Annotated in this window: 12 protein-coding genes; 1 reads left to right on the plus strand and 11 read right to left on the minus strand. The window is 56.0% G+C overall.

The genetic code is table 11. The annotated features are described in order from the left end of the window. Window positions 1-123 precede the first annotated feature (123 nt). The 11 genes from F451_RS0119175 to F451_RS0119225 form a co-directional block, all read right to left on the minus strand. Window positions 124-1,287 carry a Gfo/Idh/MocA family protein gene (locus tag F451_RS0119175; protein ID WP_020683033.1) on the minus strand — a complete coding sequence of 388 codons (1,164 nt, stop codon included), beginning with the start codon at window positions 1,285-1,287 and terminating at the stop codon, window positions 124-126. Beyond that, window positions 1,284-2,345 carry a sugar phosphate isomerase/epimerase family protein gene (locus F451_RS0119180; RefSeq protein ID WP_020683034.1) on the minus strand — a complete coding sequence of 354 codons (1,062 nt, stop codon included), beginning with the start codon at window positions 2,343-2,345 and terminating at the stop codon, window positions 1,284-1,286. The genes F451_RS0119175 and F451_RS0119180 overlap by 4 nt, the downstream gene beginning before the upstream one ends. 1 nt (window position 2,346) lies before the next feature. After that, window positions 2,347-3,159: an SDR family oxidoreductase gene (locus F451_RS0119185; RefSeq protein ID WP_020683035.1), complete on the minus strand. Its 813-nt coding sequence runs from the start codon at window positions 3,157-3,159 to the stop codon at window positions 2,347-2,349. Then, complete coding sequence (gene iolE / locus F451_RS0119190) at window positions 3,159-4,055, minus strand: myo-inosose-2 dehydratase (RefSeq protein ID WP_020683036.1); 897 nt, start codon at window positions 4,053-4,055, stop codon at window positions 3,159-3,161. Before iolE ends, F451_RS0119185 begins: the two co-directional genes overlap by 1 nt. A 3-nt stretch (window positions 4,056-4,058) precedes the next feature. Further along, window positions 4,059-5,903: a 3D-(3,5/4)-trihydroxycyclohexane-1,2-dione acylhydrolase (decyclizing) gene (iolD, locus tag F451_RS0119195; RefSeq protein ID WP_020683037.1), complete on the minus strand. Its 1,845-nt coding sequence runs from the start codon at window positions 5,901-5,903 to the stop codon at window positions 4,059-4,061. A 687-nt stretch (window positions 5,904-6,590) separates the two neighbouring features. Further along, the gene (locus F451_RS0119200; RefSeq protein ID WP_020683038.1) at window positions 6,591-7,523 is read right to left on the minus strand and encodes a MurR/RpiR family transcriptional regulator; all 933 of its coding nucleotides are present in this window, start codon (window positions 7,521-7,523) and stop codon (window positions 6,591-6,593) included. 611 nt (window positions 7,524-8,134) lie between these two features. Next, a complete protein-coding gene (gene glxR / locus F451_RS0119205; RefSeq protein WP_020683039.1) occupies window positions 8,135-9,019 on the minus strand; it encodes a 2-hydroxy-3-oxopropionate reductase in 885 nt (294 codons plus the stop codon). A 336-nt stretch (window positions 9,020-9,355) separates the two neighbouring features. Next, on the minus strand, window positions 9,356-10,480 hold the full coding sequence (locus tag F451_RS0119210) for a Gfo/Idh/MocA family protein (protein ID WP_020683040.1): 1,125 nt from the start codon (window positions 10,478-10,480) through the stop codon (window positions 9,356-9,358). Between the two features lie 156 nt (window positions 10,481-10,636). Then, window positions 10,637-11,620: a hydroxyacid dehydrogenase gene (locus tag F451_RS0119215; RefSeq protein ID WP_020683041.1), complete on the minus strand. Its 984-nt coding sequence runs from the start codon at window positions 11,618-11,620 to the stop codon at window positions 10,637-10,639. 1 nt (window position 11,621) lies between these two features. Continuing rightward, window positions 11,622-12,437 carry an HpcH/HpaI aldolase family protein gene (locus F451_RS0119220; protein WP_020683042.1) on the minus strand — a complete coding sequence of 272 codons (816 nt, stop codon included), beginning with the start codon at window positions 12,435-12,437 and terminating at the stop codon, window positions 11,622-11,624. A gap of 12 nt (window positions 12,438-12,449) precedes the next feature. Beyond that, on the minus strand, window positions 12,450-13,886 hold the full coding sequence (locus F451_RS0119225; RefSeq protein WP_020683043.1) for an NAD-dependent succinate-semialdehyde dehydrogenase: 1,437 nt from the start codon (window positions 13,884-13,886) through the stop codon (window positions 12,450-12,452). A gap of 568 nt (window positions 13,887-14,454) precedes the next feature. Between F451_RS0119225 and F451_RS0119230 the strand changes: the two genes are divergently transcribed. After that, window positions 14,455-15,717, plus strand: a 1,263-nt coding sequence (locus tag F451_RS0119230; protein WP_020683044.1) for a CoA-acylating methylmalonate-semialdehyde dehydrogenase, incomplete at its 3' end; no start/stop codon positions are given.

The following is a 15,717-nucleotide window of genomic DNA, read 5'->3' on the forward strand; positions in this document are numbered from 1 at the left end:
CTAACTTTCGACTACCACGGCAGGCCTTCTAACCCCCTAACAGATAAAAATCAACCAGGTATCAGTTCCTACCCAAAATCGGCGCAAACTGCCCACCTGCCGAATCCATCCGGTCGACAGCGATCAAACCGCTATCGGAGTAAGCCATGGCTGATCTGTGGCCTCATGGCTATCAACGACGGCATCAACGAAAGCAACCCCCTTGAGACCATCGTAGACCGTGGGCAAATTTTGGCCGATCGCGGATGGTTCCCGCCCAGACCGACGTGCGCGGATTGCTTCGGCAAACCCGGCGTAAAGGTTAGCGAAGGCTTCCAGGTATCCCTCTGGATGACCCGGCGGCGTGCGCGTACGTACTTTGGCGTCCTCGGACAGGTCTTCAGCCCCGCGCTTAATAATCTCCGTGCGGCCATTGAGCGGTGCCAACACCAGCTCGTTAGGCTGCTCCTGAAACCACGAAAGCGAACCCGTTTCACCGAAGACCCGAAGCCGAACGCCATTGGAATTACCCAACGCGACCTGCGAGGACCACAGCAGGCCACGCGCTCCCCCTTGGTAACGCAACATGACATGGGCGTTATCATCCAGTGCACGCCCCTCTACGAAGGTCGCTAGATCAGCGGTCAGCGACTCGAGCTTAAGCCCCGTCACGAAACCGGCGAGGTGATAGGCATGGGTGCCAATATCGCCGATCGAGCCACCGCGACCATTCTTTTTGGGATCCGTGCGCCATGAGGCCTGTGCATTACCCTGTTGTTCGATCGCGGTCGCCATCCATTCCAGCGGATACTCGACCTGTACGCTACGGACTTTCCCAATTTCCCCCGCGGCCACACGAACGCGCGCCTCATGGACCATGGGATAACCGCTATAGGTGTAGGTCACGCCGACAAATCGTCCGCTCTCGCGCGTAAGCTTCTCAAGCGCTACTGCATCTTCAAGCGTTGCCGTGATCGGCTTCTCGCAGATCACGTCAAAACCAGCCTCAAGGAAGGCACGCGCAATCGGATAGTGGGTGAAGTTCGGAGTGCAGATCGCCACTGCGTCGATTCGATCCGCACGCGCGAGCTCAGCGGCGATCATCTCCTTGTAGTCGCCATAGCTGCGGTCTGAGTCGATGCCCTGGGTCAGAGCAAAAGCCCGGCCACGCTCGGCATCCACATCGAAGGCACCCGCTACGAGCTGCCAGGCACCATCAAGACGCGACGATATGCGATGTATGTTGCCTATATAGGCACCCTGACCTCCGCCAACCATGCCAAGACGAAGGGGTCGTTGATAGCTCATTTGTCCTCCAGCCCGAGCATTGCCCGGTTCGCGCTACGATTAGCGCCAGATTTTACGAAGTCGTCAAAAGCACGATCCGAGACCTTGATGATGTGGTTGTCTATGAATCGCGCGCCCTCGGATGCTCCATCTTCGGGGTTTTTAAGGAAGCATTCCCACTCGAGCACTGCCCAGCCGTCGTAGTCGTAAGTGGCAAACTTCGAAAAAATCGCTCCAAAGTCAACCTGCCCGTCACCCAGGGAACGAAAACGCCCTGCACGTTTCGACCAGTGCTGATAGCCTCCATAGACACCCGACTTCCCATCAGGGCGGAACTCGGCATCCTTGACATGGAAGCATTTGATCCGGTCATGGTAGTGGTCGATAAAGGCCAGATAATCGAGTTGCTGCAACACGAAGTGCGACGGATCGTAAAGCATGTTTGCGCGCGGATGCTCTTTCACATGGTCGAGGAACATTTCCCAGGAATGACCGTCATGGAGGTCTTCGCACGGGTGAATCTCGTAGCAGACATCCACACCGTGAGCGTCGAAGTCGTCCAGGATCGGTGTCCAGCGATTGGCGAGTTCACCGAAAGCTTCATCTACCAAACCTTCCGGCCACTGCGGATAAGGATACAGATAGGGCCACAGAAGCGAGCCAGAAAAGGTCACATGCCGATCAATACCAAGGCGTTTAGACGCACGCGCGGCAAAGCGTAACTGCTCCTCCGCCCAAGCGCGGCGCGCCCCAGGATTTCCACGCACGAACTCAGGAGCAAAGCTGTCCATAATCTGGTCATGAGCCGGGTGCACGGCAACAAGCTGTCCTGTTATATGCGACGCAAGTTCAGTGATCTCAAGACCGTGATCGGCTAAAAGACCTTTCATTTCATCACAATAGGTCTCGCTCTGCGCTGCCTGTTTCATGTCAATCAGGCGCGTATCCCAAGTGGGGATCTGCACCCCCTTGAATCCCTTGTCCGCGGCCCATTTAGCCAGCGTCGGCAATGAATTATAAGGCGCGTCATCAGCGGCGAATTGCGCGAGAAAAACACCGGGGCCCTTAATGGTCTTCATTTTAAACCTCCAACGCAGTGGACGGCACGGGCGCGTCGTCATAACCGCCATAGACCGACTGATCAAACGGAATCACAGCGCCCGTCATCATGCCGCTATCGTCAGATGCCATCCACAGAACCGCGCGGGCGACTTCGTCGGGATCGAGGATGCGACCAAAAGGCTTCTTGGCTGCCTCGCGATCAAGAAAATCCGGATCCCCAGTTTCCATGGCGACAAGCTTGCGCTCATGGTCCGAGTTCATCCACCCAATGTCCAACTGGTTGACGTGGATACGGTTGCGCATCAAAGCGAAAGCCGCGTTTCGCGTCAGCGTGGTCAGCGCGCCTTTTGACGTGGCATAGGGCGACAGGAATGGCTGTCCTGCAAGTTCAGACATTGAACCGATGTTTACAATGCGGCCTTCAATCCCTTCCCGGATCATGACCTTGGCCGCGTCCTGAATCAGAAAGAACGGCGCGCGTGTATTCACAGCTATCATCTTGTCGAACAAGTCGGGTGTGGTGTTAAGAATATTGCCCCGATCCGTCAAGCCAGCGGCGTTCACAAGGATATCCACCCGCCCGAAGTGCTTGTCAGTCTGCGCGATCACATTACGGCAATCCTCTACAACACCGAGATCCGCCTGTACGAACTGAACCTCGACACCGGTCTCCTCGCTGATTGAGGAGGCGACAGCCTTACCCTTGTCAGCACCGCGGCCACAGACGACAATGCCCGCGGCACCCGCGTGCGCGAAGAGACGGGCAATCGCCGCGCCAAGCCCCTGAGTGCCGCCTGTCACGACACAGATTTTTCCGTCAATAGCGTTCATTATTGTTGTACCTCATAACCTGCGGCCGTCATGACACGCATGAGTTCTTGATGTCCCTTCTTCGCCATTGCCAACGGCGGGTTGGCAATGGGGTCCTGCTCCGCCTCAACCACGAACCAGCCTTCATACCCATGATGTGCCAACGCCTTAACAAGGCTCTCGAAATCCAGAGCACCATCGCCAGGCACCGTAAACGCCCCCTTCACGACCGCATCCAGGAAGCTCTCAGCAGTGCGGTCTAGCCCCTTTAGCACATCCGCCCGTACATCCTTGCAGTGAACCTGGATAATGCGCTTGTGATGCTTCTCAATAACACGCAGCAGATCGCCCCCCGCAAATTCCATATGGCCTGTATCGAACAGCAGGGGAACACTGGAATGCTTCATGAAGAGGTCGAGTTCAGCCTCCGTCTCGATCACCGCGCCCATATGGTGATGGTAGGCGATTGGCATCCCCTGCACCTCACACCATTCGGCAAAGTCCGACACCTTGCGCGCATAGGCGGCAATCTCTGCCTCGGTGAGTTTCGGTTTAGTGCCTAACGGGGCCGAACCCACCCCCTGAATCGAGCGCGCGGTTTCACCATAGACGATACACGGCGCCTGGGCGGCCTTGAAAAAGGCCAGTTGTTCGGCGATGCGTGTTTTTTCCACCTCAATCTCACCATCGAGCAGGAGACCCGAGAACCAGCCACCGCAAACAGACATTCCGAAATCGCTGAGGATAGGCCCAAGTTCTTTCATATTCATCGGGAACCGACGGCCGGTCTCCATGCCAGTGAAACCAGCTACCGAAGCCTGCCGCAGGCATTCCTCAAGACTGACATCATCCGAGAGTTCCGCCAGGTCATCGTTCCACCAGGCGATAGGGGCAATTCCCAGCTTGGCTTTCAACATGCTTTAAACTCCAATCCGCTGGTTCGAGCGAATGACGTCCTGGGACTCGCGAGCCTTACGAACGCTCTCATGTGCCGACACTTCAGGCACGCCGACATCCCAATCCGCATCCCCTGGCACCCAGGCATGAGCGTCGGAGACGATGGTGAGCACCGTGGTGCGATCATTGTTTTGCGCCCATGTCATTGCCTCTTCCAGTTCTTCGAGGCTTTCGCATTTGCGCGCATAAGCGCCCATGGACTCTGCGTGTTTGACGAAGTCGACATGCAGCGGGTTTTCAGGGTTCTGGATCCGGCAATCCTTAAGCAGGTTATTGAAGCCAGGCACACCCTTGAACTGCTGAAGGCGGTTGATGACCGCATAACCACCATTGTCGCAAACGACGACAATCATTTTGTGGCCCGTTAAAACAGCCGAATAAATATCCGAGTTCATCATCATGTAAGTGCCATCGCCGAGCATGACAATGGGCGTACCACCGGTCGCACCCGGGCCTTCCTGCGCCATGGCGCACCCCCAGCCAGCGGCAATTTCATAGCCCATGCAGCTAAAGCCAAACTCGCAGTCAAAGGTGTTAGGATTCTTGACCCTCCAGCCCTTGGTAATCTCGCCAGGTGTACCACCCGCCGCGCCGATCAGTGTATCGTTCGGGCCGGCCACCTTGTTGAGCACCCCGATCACCTGCGCATAGGAGGGAATCGCCGCATCGGAAGGTGCCTGATGCCCATCCAGGAGCGCATTCCACTCATCAAATAGCCCTTTCGCCTTGGCCATATGGCTGCCCGGTATCGCAAAGTCGCCCAATGCGGCGTCGATTTCGGTAACCGTCTCAAGCGCATCCCCGACAACGGCAATCGCTCGGTGTTTAGTCGCATCCCAGCGGGCTGTGTTAATAGAGATGAACTTCGCGTCCTTGGCGAATGCAGTCCAGGAACCGGTTGTGAAGTCTTGCAGTCGCGTGCCGATGGCCAGGATCACATCGGCTTCAGCCGCGAGCGCATTGGCCGAGGTCGAGCCGACAATCCCAATGGGGCCGGCATGAACCGGATGGTCATGAGTCAAACCACCCTTGCCCGCAATTGTTTCTACCACTGGAATTCCGCGTTTCGCCGCAAAGGCCGCAACCTCATTCTCGGCGACGGAATAGCGCACCCCACCACCCGAAATGATCAGCGGCTTTTTGGCCGTTCTGAGAAGCGCTACGGCCTCTTCCACAGCCTTGCGGTCCGGTCGCGGACGCGGGATAGACCAAACCTTCGGTGCGAAAAACTCCTCAGGGTAATCGAATGCTTTCTCCTGAGTATCCTGTGCAAGGCCAATGAATGCCGGGCCACAATCAGCCGGGTCGAGCATCGTGGCGATGGCTTGCGGCAATGAGGTGATAATCTGTTCGGGGTGTGTGATCCGATCCCAGAAGCGCACCACCGACTTGAAACTATCATTAACAGTCATGGTCGGGTCGTTGAAATGTTCAACCTGCTGCAACACAGGATCAGGCAACCGATTGGCAAAGGTATCGCCTGCAAGGAGCAGTACAGGCAAGCGGTTCGCCATCGCCGTACCCGCCGCCGTCACCATGTTGGTGGCGCCCGGGCCGATCGAACTGGCTGCAATCATCAACTGACGACGACGCTTGGCCTTGGCGAAGCCAACAGCGGCGAGCGCCATCGATTGCTCATTCTGCCCACGCCAGGTCGGCAACTGATCCTGTACAGCCTCAAGTGCTTCTGACAGACAGGTCACATTGCCGTGACCGAAGATGCCGAATACCCCGGCAAACAGGGGTAGCCGCTCGCCTTCGATCTCGACGAACTGGTTGCAAAGATAACGAACGAGCGCCTGAGCCATAGTGCATCTAACGGTAGACATAGCTTCTCCTCTCACATTCTGCTACGCGCTATAGCGATCGTAGGCTTGTTATTGTCGCCATCAACAATATTGCAATAACAAATACTATGCAATATTTATTGCAAAGAATATCTGAAAACTTTTCTGAATGCCTCAGCCGCAAATTTTACGGTCAAGAAAGGGGGGGTGCTGTTAACGCAGGGCTTGTGAAAGCGTGAGGGCGCTTTCGCAACTTTAGGGGCGAACAGGAAGGAAGCTGCACCCAGGCATGGACTACCCTGATGCCTTTTCATAACACGAGGAAAACTCTCCCGTTCGCTGCCAGAATGGTTGCATTCAAGAGGCCCGAACGAATCGCCTTAGTCACCCAAGTCAAGCGCCATGAACCAGCCTGAATTTGAAATCTACAGGATCACAGGGGCATTGACCCGCGGCGACAGCGGAAGCCCGGCGATAGCACGGGAAGCCGATAAAGCGCGGGAGCATCTGTGATGCGCCACATGAAATTCCGGAATGGTGGACAACTACAGGCCCTTCGATAACAGACAGAGACTGAGGAAATCCGCTCGCGCGAACATCAACGCCAGGGAGCTAAGGTGAAAATACCTCAGCATGGATAACATGCTGAGGCACTATCGCTTCACAATTGCCCGCAAAGCGGTGCCGTAGTCTTGGGCCTGCGACAGCCTAGATCTTTGTCGTCCGGCTGCTGCGCGCACGCTTGCGCTCGTTCCCTGTGACCGTTGCAATACGGGGTTCCTCGTCTGGCTGAAGAAGAGAAGCCACCGCAATGGCAATGCTCTGTGAAAGGCACATCGGTGCCGCCAATGAGCGGGAGAAACTGTATTCCTCCTCCGGGATGGTGAAAAGTACCGTTGAATCCTTGGCCAAGGGCGATAACTGACTGTCGGTAATGCCGATGATTGGCGTTTCGGACTTGGTCGCTATGTCTGCAATACTGATGGTCTCTTTGGCATAGTGGCGAAACGCTATGGCAATCAGCACGTCATCCGACCGCATTGTCCGAGCCATTTCCGGTGCAAGACCGCCTGCGGGATCGAGCAGGATGACCCGTCGCTTCAACATCGTAAGCAAATAGCGCAGGAAAATTGCAATGGATTCCGAACGCAGTTGCCCTACGATGTAGATGGTTTGAGCATCTTTCAGGAGTAATGCAGCACGCTGCAGGTTCTCCTCAGTGACGAGACTGAGCAAGTCCTGCAATGTCGCGATATCACGGACCACCAGATCTTGCATGAAGCCGACGATACCGTGTTCTCGACTTTTTTGGATATCAGACTTAAGCGCACTGACACGCTCGTTGAAGCCAGGGGCCGCTGTCGCAAGGCGCGACCTAAATACCGTCTGCATCTGCTTGAAGCCCGAGTATCCAAAGTTCTGTGCAAAACGGACCAGTACTGATGGATGCACTCCACACTTCGTCGCGACCGAGTTCACGGACTCCATGGCAACATTGTTAGGATTCTGGGTGACGTACCGAGCGACCTGCTTGTAGCGTTCCGACAGGTTTTCGTATTGGTTGGCGATCTCGTCGACGACCTGCTCATAGTGGTCCGGCGGGGCTTGCCGATTCGCATCAGAATTCTTGTTTTCAGTCATCGGGAAGAATCCACTACCTATTGTTCCTTGTACTCCATTGATACCGCGAAGCGCCGGCCATTAGCCATGAAACCTAGCCGTCCAGCCCTCGGCAACCAAACACAAGTAGCCGCGGCACCAAAGATGCCGACCATTACTGGCCTTCACTATACCAGAGCGCAACTCCGACAGGCTAACCCGTATACTGCAGCGCAAATACGAAAGCCGGAATATTTTATTTTAAAATTCAGAAACTTATATAAAAACAAACTATCCAGGTTTACCCCCATCAAAATGAGGCCAATTCCGAAGCGGGGAAACCTGACCGCTCTCGCCGTTGTGCCACCGCAATGCGCGATCTAGAACTGGCCACGCCAGTTACACACTATGCGGGTTCAAACGCGACGCAACCGGGCCGACTGCAGGAGGAGACTGTCCTCACTCACGTCCGCCTAACGAACGACGGCGTGAGATTCTTGCGAGCACGCAGACTACGACCCACAAACTTTGCAGCGAGCACGGTAACCAGACCAGGTCCGAGTGTCTCTGCATGGCTGGTAGCACAATAAGCCGGGCGCAGTGTTACTTCAGCCCGGACAACCTATAGGCCGGTGGGTTCACTCACGTTCAGGTCAGTCGTCACGGATCGAATGATTGGACATGTGTTCGAGCCCCTTGATCATTGCTGAGTGATCCCAACCCGCACCACCGAGGGCCACGCAAGTGCTGAAGATCTGTTGCGTGGCGGCGGTATTGGGCAAATTCAGCGCCAACTCCCTGGCGCCGGCTAGCGCCAGGTTCAGGTCCTTCTGGTGCAGGCCAATGCGAAATCCCGGGTCGAAAGTACCCTTGACCATCCGCTCGCCATGGACCTCGAGGATCTTCGACGATGCGAAACCGCCCATCAGAGCCTCGCGCACGCGGGCCGGATCAGCACCGGCCTTCGACGCAAAGAGCAGTGCCTCTGAGACCGCTTCGATGTTCAGCGCAACGATGATCTGGTTAGCGACCTTGGCGGTTTGACCATCGCCGTTACCACCGACCAGGGTGATATTCTTGCCCATGATCTCGAACAGCGGCTGAGCGCGAACGAAGGTGTTTTCGTTGCCGCCGACCATGATCGACAGGGTGCCGGCCTTGGCGCCAACTTCACCACCGGAGACGGGGGCGTCCAGATACTCAGCGCCGCATTCATTAATGCGTTTGGCAAAGGCCTTGGTATCCAACGGTGAGATCGAACTCATGTCAATCACAACCTTGCCCTCTCCGAGGCCCTGGGCGACGCCGTTCTCGCCAAACAGTACCTCTTCAACCTGGGGAGTGTCTGGTACCATCAGAATGATGAACTCCGATGCCCTGGCAACCTCTGCAGGAGTTGAACAGCCGTCGGCGCCCTTTAAGGTCGCCGGGACCGGGCTGCGGTGCGTGGACACGAACAGCTGATGGCCGGCATTAAGCAGGTTCTGCGCCATTGGCAGACCCATGATGCCAGTACCGATAAATCCGATTTTGGCCATTCTATGTTTCCTTCCGTTAGAGAGCGCCGTCAGTGTTACGGCACTTGCTCAGAATGAATTACACGTAATGGATTATATCCAGTCACAACGCGTTGGTCGTAACCCATTTAAATAAGTAGCCAGCCGTGCATACAGTATCGCACCAAAGTTCACGTCCAGTGCCAGGCAGATGCCATTCTCAACGACCGACACGGGCACCGTACTCCAACGCCAAAGTGTCGCAGCTCAGCTGCTCTCGGGTACGCCACCGCGCACCCAAGTTGATGACCGGGAAACCCGGATCATTGCGACTGAGCCGGTTACCCTCTGGCTATGACAAAAAACAGAAGGACCAACTCAGGGCACTGACATCCAGCAACGCTCTTTCGATGACAACACGGCAGTATCGATAACCTTCTGAATTTCCCAGGCTTCCCTGAAATCCGGTCCTGAGGGCGCCTCACCACGGGCGATCGCCTGCAGGAACTCTGCGACTTCAATCGTCTTGAGGTCGTTGAACCCGAGCTGGTGGCCCGGAGCTTTACAAAAGTGGCCATAGGGATCGTGCTGGGGACCGGCCTCTATTCGCTGATATCCGGAAAACCTAGGATCGTTGCCGGCCTTAAAGTAGAGCAGCTCGTTAAAGCGCTCTTGAGTGAAAGATAACGATCCTTTTGATCCGACCAGTTCGAAGCCCAACTGCATTTTACGACCGGTTGCAACCCAACTTGCTTCAATTGAGCCTTTGCACCCCCTGGCAAACTGCACGGTCAGTCTGGCGATGTCATCCAATTCTACCGCGCGCATTGTAGTCGCACCGGGCGCACTTGGACGCTGCCTGATCACCGTTTCCAGATCCGCATTAAGGTCTGTGATTGGTCCCAGCAGAAACCGCGCCATTCCGACAATATGGCTACCGAGGTCTGCGATCACTCCGGCGCCACCAGCGGGATCGAAGCGCCAGCTGTATGGCAATTGCGGATCGGCCATATAGTCCTCGGCATGGATGCCGCGAAAACTGGTGATCTCGCCCAACTCACCCGATTCAATCATCTGACGCGCAAGTTTGAGCAATGGATTTTTGATATAGTTATAGCCTACCTGGGTCGTCACGCCGGCAGCCTCGGCCGCCTTCATCATTACCAGCGCATCGGCTGCGTTTGGCGCGATCGGCTTTTCACAGTGAACATGTTTGCCGGCCGCGATCGCCGCGAGTGCCTGCTCCCGGTGCAGCGTATTAGGCGTGGTAATAGAGACGATCTCCACATCAGGATCGGCTACCAGCGCCGTCCAATCAGTGGTGCTGCGGTTAAAACCATACTGTGCACGCGCACGCTCCAGAGCATCCTCATTTATATCCGCGATCGCGACAAGAACCGGATTGAGGCTTCCTGGATAAATGCCAGCTGCAGCACGATAGGCCAGGGCATGCGACTGGCCCATAAAACCAGTGCCAATAATACCTACACCAATATCACGCATTTTCGAATTCCTAGGTGGATTATTAATATTACCAGTGAGGCTTAGCAAACCCGCAAACAAGTTCGTGCATCCCGCATTCTGCGAGAAACATGTATTTTTAGGTCAACGGTTTATTAATTTCGCTCGCTTACACTGGGAATAACCAGGTCCCAAATCTCAGGATTTCTCTGAGCAGGAGTAACCGATTTCACTGGCATTAACGACCAAAGCCGGATCCAGACTTGCAGAAAAGCAGTTCAGAATATTTTCAACCGCCGAAACCGACATGCGCATCGCCGCTTCCTGGGTGAGGCCTGCAACATGGGGGCTGAGCAGAACGCGTGGACAACTTAAAAGAGGATCGTCAGCAGCCGGGGGCTCATTTACCATTACATCCAGGCCCGCGCCGCCAAGTCTACCCTCCTGCAATGCAGCACAGAGCGCCTGTTCATCAATGATGCCACCGCGGGACGTATTCACGACGATCGCTGTAGACTTCATCAAAGCCAGCTCGTCCTTGCCGATCAAAGCCTTGCCATCGATGAGGGGCATATGCACCGACAGGAAATCCGCTTCGGGCAGCATTTCGGTAATACTGGAAACTGGAATACATCCTTTATCCCGAATGAAATCCTCAGTGTGGTAGGGATCATAGACCATAACCTGCATCCCGAAGGGTAGCGCCAGTTGAGCCACGCACTGACCAATGCGACCAAAGCCCAGCAGCAGTAGCGTGTGCCCTGAAAGTTCCACAGCAGAAAATGCGTTCCGGCAACCCCAGTTACCCTGGCGAATGCTGGCATCATGATGCAGTGCCTGCTTGGCGACGGCCATCATCATCATCAGCGTATGCTCCGCCACTGAACGTGAATTGACATCGCCCACGACAGCCAGAGGAATTCCACGCTCGTTCAGCGCCTTTACGTCCACCGAGTCATATCCGACACCATGCCGGGATACAATCTTCAGGCTTTTCGCCAGGGCGATCTCTTTCGCCGTCATTGGCTGGGTACGAATCAGCAGCCCATCGGCCTTTTCGAGTAACGGCGAATAACTCTCAGTAGTGACTTCCTCTACCAGATCGAATGTAACGCCAGGTGCATTACGCAATCGTTCCAACCCGGCTTCGTGAATTTTTCCGGCGACGAGAATATGCGGCATATTAATACCCTCCTGCAGATGCTACTGATGAAGCACTGGAACCACCTCGTAGCTCGCGCAGTTTATCGACACTGTCTTTAGCCGCACCGGCCAGTAACCGCACATCATTGGACACGGTAACCAAGTCGAAGCCCCACTCCAGCGCTCGCGCAGCATACTCCGGCGATCCATTATGCAGGCAGGCACGCAATCCGGCCCTGTGGGCCCGATCCAGGACATGCTTGATCGCATCAATCATTTCCGGCTCTTCCCGATCAAAACCCGTACGATACTTTTTGCCAGTCAGGCCCAGCGTAAGGTCGGCCGGCCCAATGTAAATACCATCCAGTCCGGGAGTCGCCACGATATCATCGATATTTTTCACGGCCTCCGAGGTTTCAATCATCGCAAAACAGAGCATCTCATCATCCGCATGCTGACCATAATCAGCGCCAGCGGCAAAGTTCACCCGAGTCGGCCCAAAGCTGCGATTGCCTATCGGCGGATAACGCATATAGGACACCAGTCGAGCCGCTTCTTCAGCCGTATTGATCATGGGACAGATAATGCCGTAGGCTCCGGCATCCAGCGCTTTCATCACTGCACCGGGATCCAGCCAAGGCACGCGTACCATCGGCGTCACGCCACTGGCACGCATTGCCTGCAGCATGGCGGTACCAACTTCATAGCCTACAAACCCGTGCTGCATATCGATGGTGATCGAGTCATAACCCTGCTCTGCCATGATTTCCGCGCTGAAGGGACAAGCCATCGAAAGCCAGCCGTTGACAGCCTGCCCACCCTCTGCCCAGATTTTTTTTATTCCATTAGGAATCATAAGACCTACCTCTTAAACCGTTACTTGAGCGAGCTTGACGTTGGTGTAGTCATGAATGCCCTCACTGCCGCCTTCACGCCCCATCCCGCTGTCCTTAATACCGCCAAAAGGCGCTTCGGCAGCCGCCAGTGCAAAGCTGTTAACGCCGACCATGCCCGCTTCAAGACGGGCAACGACTTCACGAATACGGGCGGGATCCCGGGTAAAGGCATATGCCGACAGACCGAACGGCAACGCATTGGCGCGCTCGTACATCTGCTCGATATCGTCAAATGAGGTGATAGCTGCAATCGGACCAAAGTTTTCATCCGCCATCGCCCGGGCATCGTCCGGCACATCAGCCAGCACCGTGGGCTCAAAGAAGAAGCCGCGCTCAAAACTCTCAGGGCGTTTGCCTCCGGTCACCAGGCGCGCGCCACTTTGCAACGCATCGGCCACCACACTTTCGATAGCATCCAGACGCCGCTTGTTGACCAGCGGCCCCATCTGGGTGTTTTCGTCAAGCCCGCTACCCAGTTTCAGCGCCTGTGCTCGCTGAGCGAATCCCTCAACAAAGCGTGCGTAGAGGCTTCGATGAACATAGAAACGGTCTGCGGTGACGCAGACTTGACCCGCATTGGCGTATTTGGTTGCGACACACAGATCCAGGGCTTTCTCCAGATCCGCATCTTCAAAGATCACCACCGGCGCATTGCCACCAAGCTCCATGCTGACGCGCTTCATGGTATCCGCAGAGTCACGTATCATCTGCTGACCGATCTGCGTCGACCCGGTGAGGGAAATTTTACGCACCACCGCCGAGGCCAGCATCGGGTCGTACGTATTTTGCGTAGGACCAATGACGAGATTCACGACACCTTTAGGAATACCGGCCTTGCGCAGACATTCGAACATGACCATTGCCGTGCCGGGTACTTCACTGGACGGACGTACAATAACCGAGCAGCCAGCAGCCAGCGCCGGCGCCACTTTACGGGCAATGAGCACCGCCGGAAAATTCCAGGCCGTAAAGGCACCAACCACACCGACGGGTTCGTGGTGCACTTCGATACGACCACCTGGCACCCGGCTTTCCACAATGCGACCGTACATACGTCGTGCTTCTTCAGCGTACCAACGGAACTGATCTACAGAGAGTTCCCACTCACGCGCTGCCTGTGCCAGTGGCTTGCCTGTTTCCAGGGTGATGCAACGCGCAGCCTCACCGCTTGCGGCCCGCATTTCATCGGCGACCGCATGCAGGACATCCGCTCGAGCCCAACCCGTAAACCCACGCCAGATTTTGAACCCGGCAGCCGCCGCGTCGATAGCGGCCTGGGTATCTTCTACCGAAGCTGCCGGCACTTCACCGATCACTTCTTCGGTGGCAGGATTCAGTACCTTGATGACAGCATCAGAACGCCCTTGGCGCCATTCGCCGTCGATGAAAAGTCCATAATTCTTATACATAGTGTTGAGACTCTCCTGACATGATGTATGTGCAGTCGTATGGACGACTGCCCTTGGATTTCGATCGCCTACAAATATCGTGGGCCTGCCTCCACAGAGAGCGCAAACCCTCCGCAGGCAGTGTGACAATGTCTGCACGATACCTTCATAGCAACATTAATTGCAATAATTTTTTTTAAGCAAAATTGATTTCAAATTCGTATGATCCAAGTCCAGCGTCAACCAAACCCATTGAGTCTCGGTCGTTAAGTACGGCCTCTTCAACCTGCCCATGGCGTTGCTTGCGTATGCTGCGTGCCCTATACATAGAGGCCACGAAAATTCCGCTACATCGGCCATCGCCGAACTCATTACCGGAATGCGACCTCCTGGCCTGAATCAACAATCAACAATAATTTCACTTATACTATTATTGCAATTATAATTGCACCCCTTCCATGCAGTAAACGCCACCAGATCCTGCAGAGACTTCGAACACATTGCGATCAAGCCATGTCCAAATGCCTGCCTGCGAAGTGAAGGTCCGGTACACCCATAAAACCAAGATCAACGCGACTGAGGGTTTCATATGCCACGCATCATTCACCATTTCATCAACGGACAGGAAATCGCCGGGCAAGGAACACGCCGCGCCCAGGTATTCAATCCGGCCAACGGCGAGCAGACCGCCACGGTGACGCTGGCCACCCGTAATGAGGTCAGGGATGTCGTCGCCACGGCAAAGCAGGCCTTCCCCTCCTGGTCGACGACGCCGCCATTGCGCCGTGCCCGCATTCTCAACCGCTTCCTGCGCATCCTGGAAGAGCGGACTGACGAACTGGCCGCCGTGGTGACATCGGAACACGGCAAAGTGCTGTCCGACGCCAAGGGCGAAATCCAGCGCGGCATGGAAGTGGTCGAATTTGCCGTCGGCGCACCCCAGCTGCTCAAGGGCGACGTCACCGAGAATGTCGGTACCCGGGTCGACAGCCACGCATTGCGCCAGCCGCTGGGCATCGTTGCGGGCATCACGCCTTTTAACTTTCCGGTCATGGTGCCGATGTGGATGTTCCCGGTCGCGCTGGCCTGCGGTAACTGCTTCATCCTCAAACCTTCCGAGCGCGACCCCTCCGCCTCCCTGCTGATGGCAAAATGGCTCAAGGAAGCCGGACTGCCTGACGGTGTTTTCAGTGTGATACAGGGTGACAAGGAATCCGTTGATGCGCTCCTGGACGATCCGGACGTCAGCGCCGTCAGCTTCGTGGGCTCAACCCCCATTGCCCGCTACATTTACGAAACAGCGGCGCGCAGTGGCAAGCGCTGCCAGGCACTGGGCGGCGCCAAGAACCACATGATCATCATGCCTGACGCCGATCTCGACCAGGCCGTCGATGCCCTGATGGGCGCGGCCTATGGCTCCGCCGGTGAGCGCTGCATGGCGATCTCCGTCGCCGTTCCCGTGGGTCAAAAGACAGCCGATGCCCTGGTGAAAAAACTCGAGGCCAAGGTACGCGAACTCTACGTCGGCCCGGGCACGGACCCCAAAGCCGAAATGGGTCCGCTGGTGACGCGGGAACACGCAGACCGGGTACGCCGCTATATCGATTCCGGCGTCGAACAGGGTGCCAAGCTGGTCGTCGATGGACGGGATCTCAAGGTCAAGGGGTATGAGAACGGCTACTTCGTCGGCGGTACCCTGTTCGATAACGTGACCACGGACATGACGATCTACAAGGAAGAGATCTTCGGCCCGGTGCTTGCTGTCGCCCGCGCCGACTCCTACGAAACCGCGGCCCGCTGGATCAATGAGCACGAATTCGGCAACGGCACCGCGATCTTCACCCGCGACGGT

The sequence above is a fragment of the Marinobacterium rhizophilum DSM 18822 genome, assembly GCF_000378045.1.
Lineage (GTDB): Bacteria > Pseudomonadota > Gammaproteobacteria > Pseudomonadales > Balneatricaceae > Marinobacterium_A > Marinobacterium_A rhizophilum.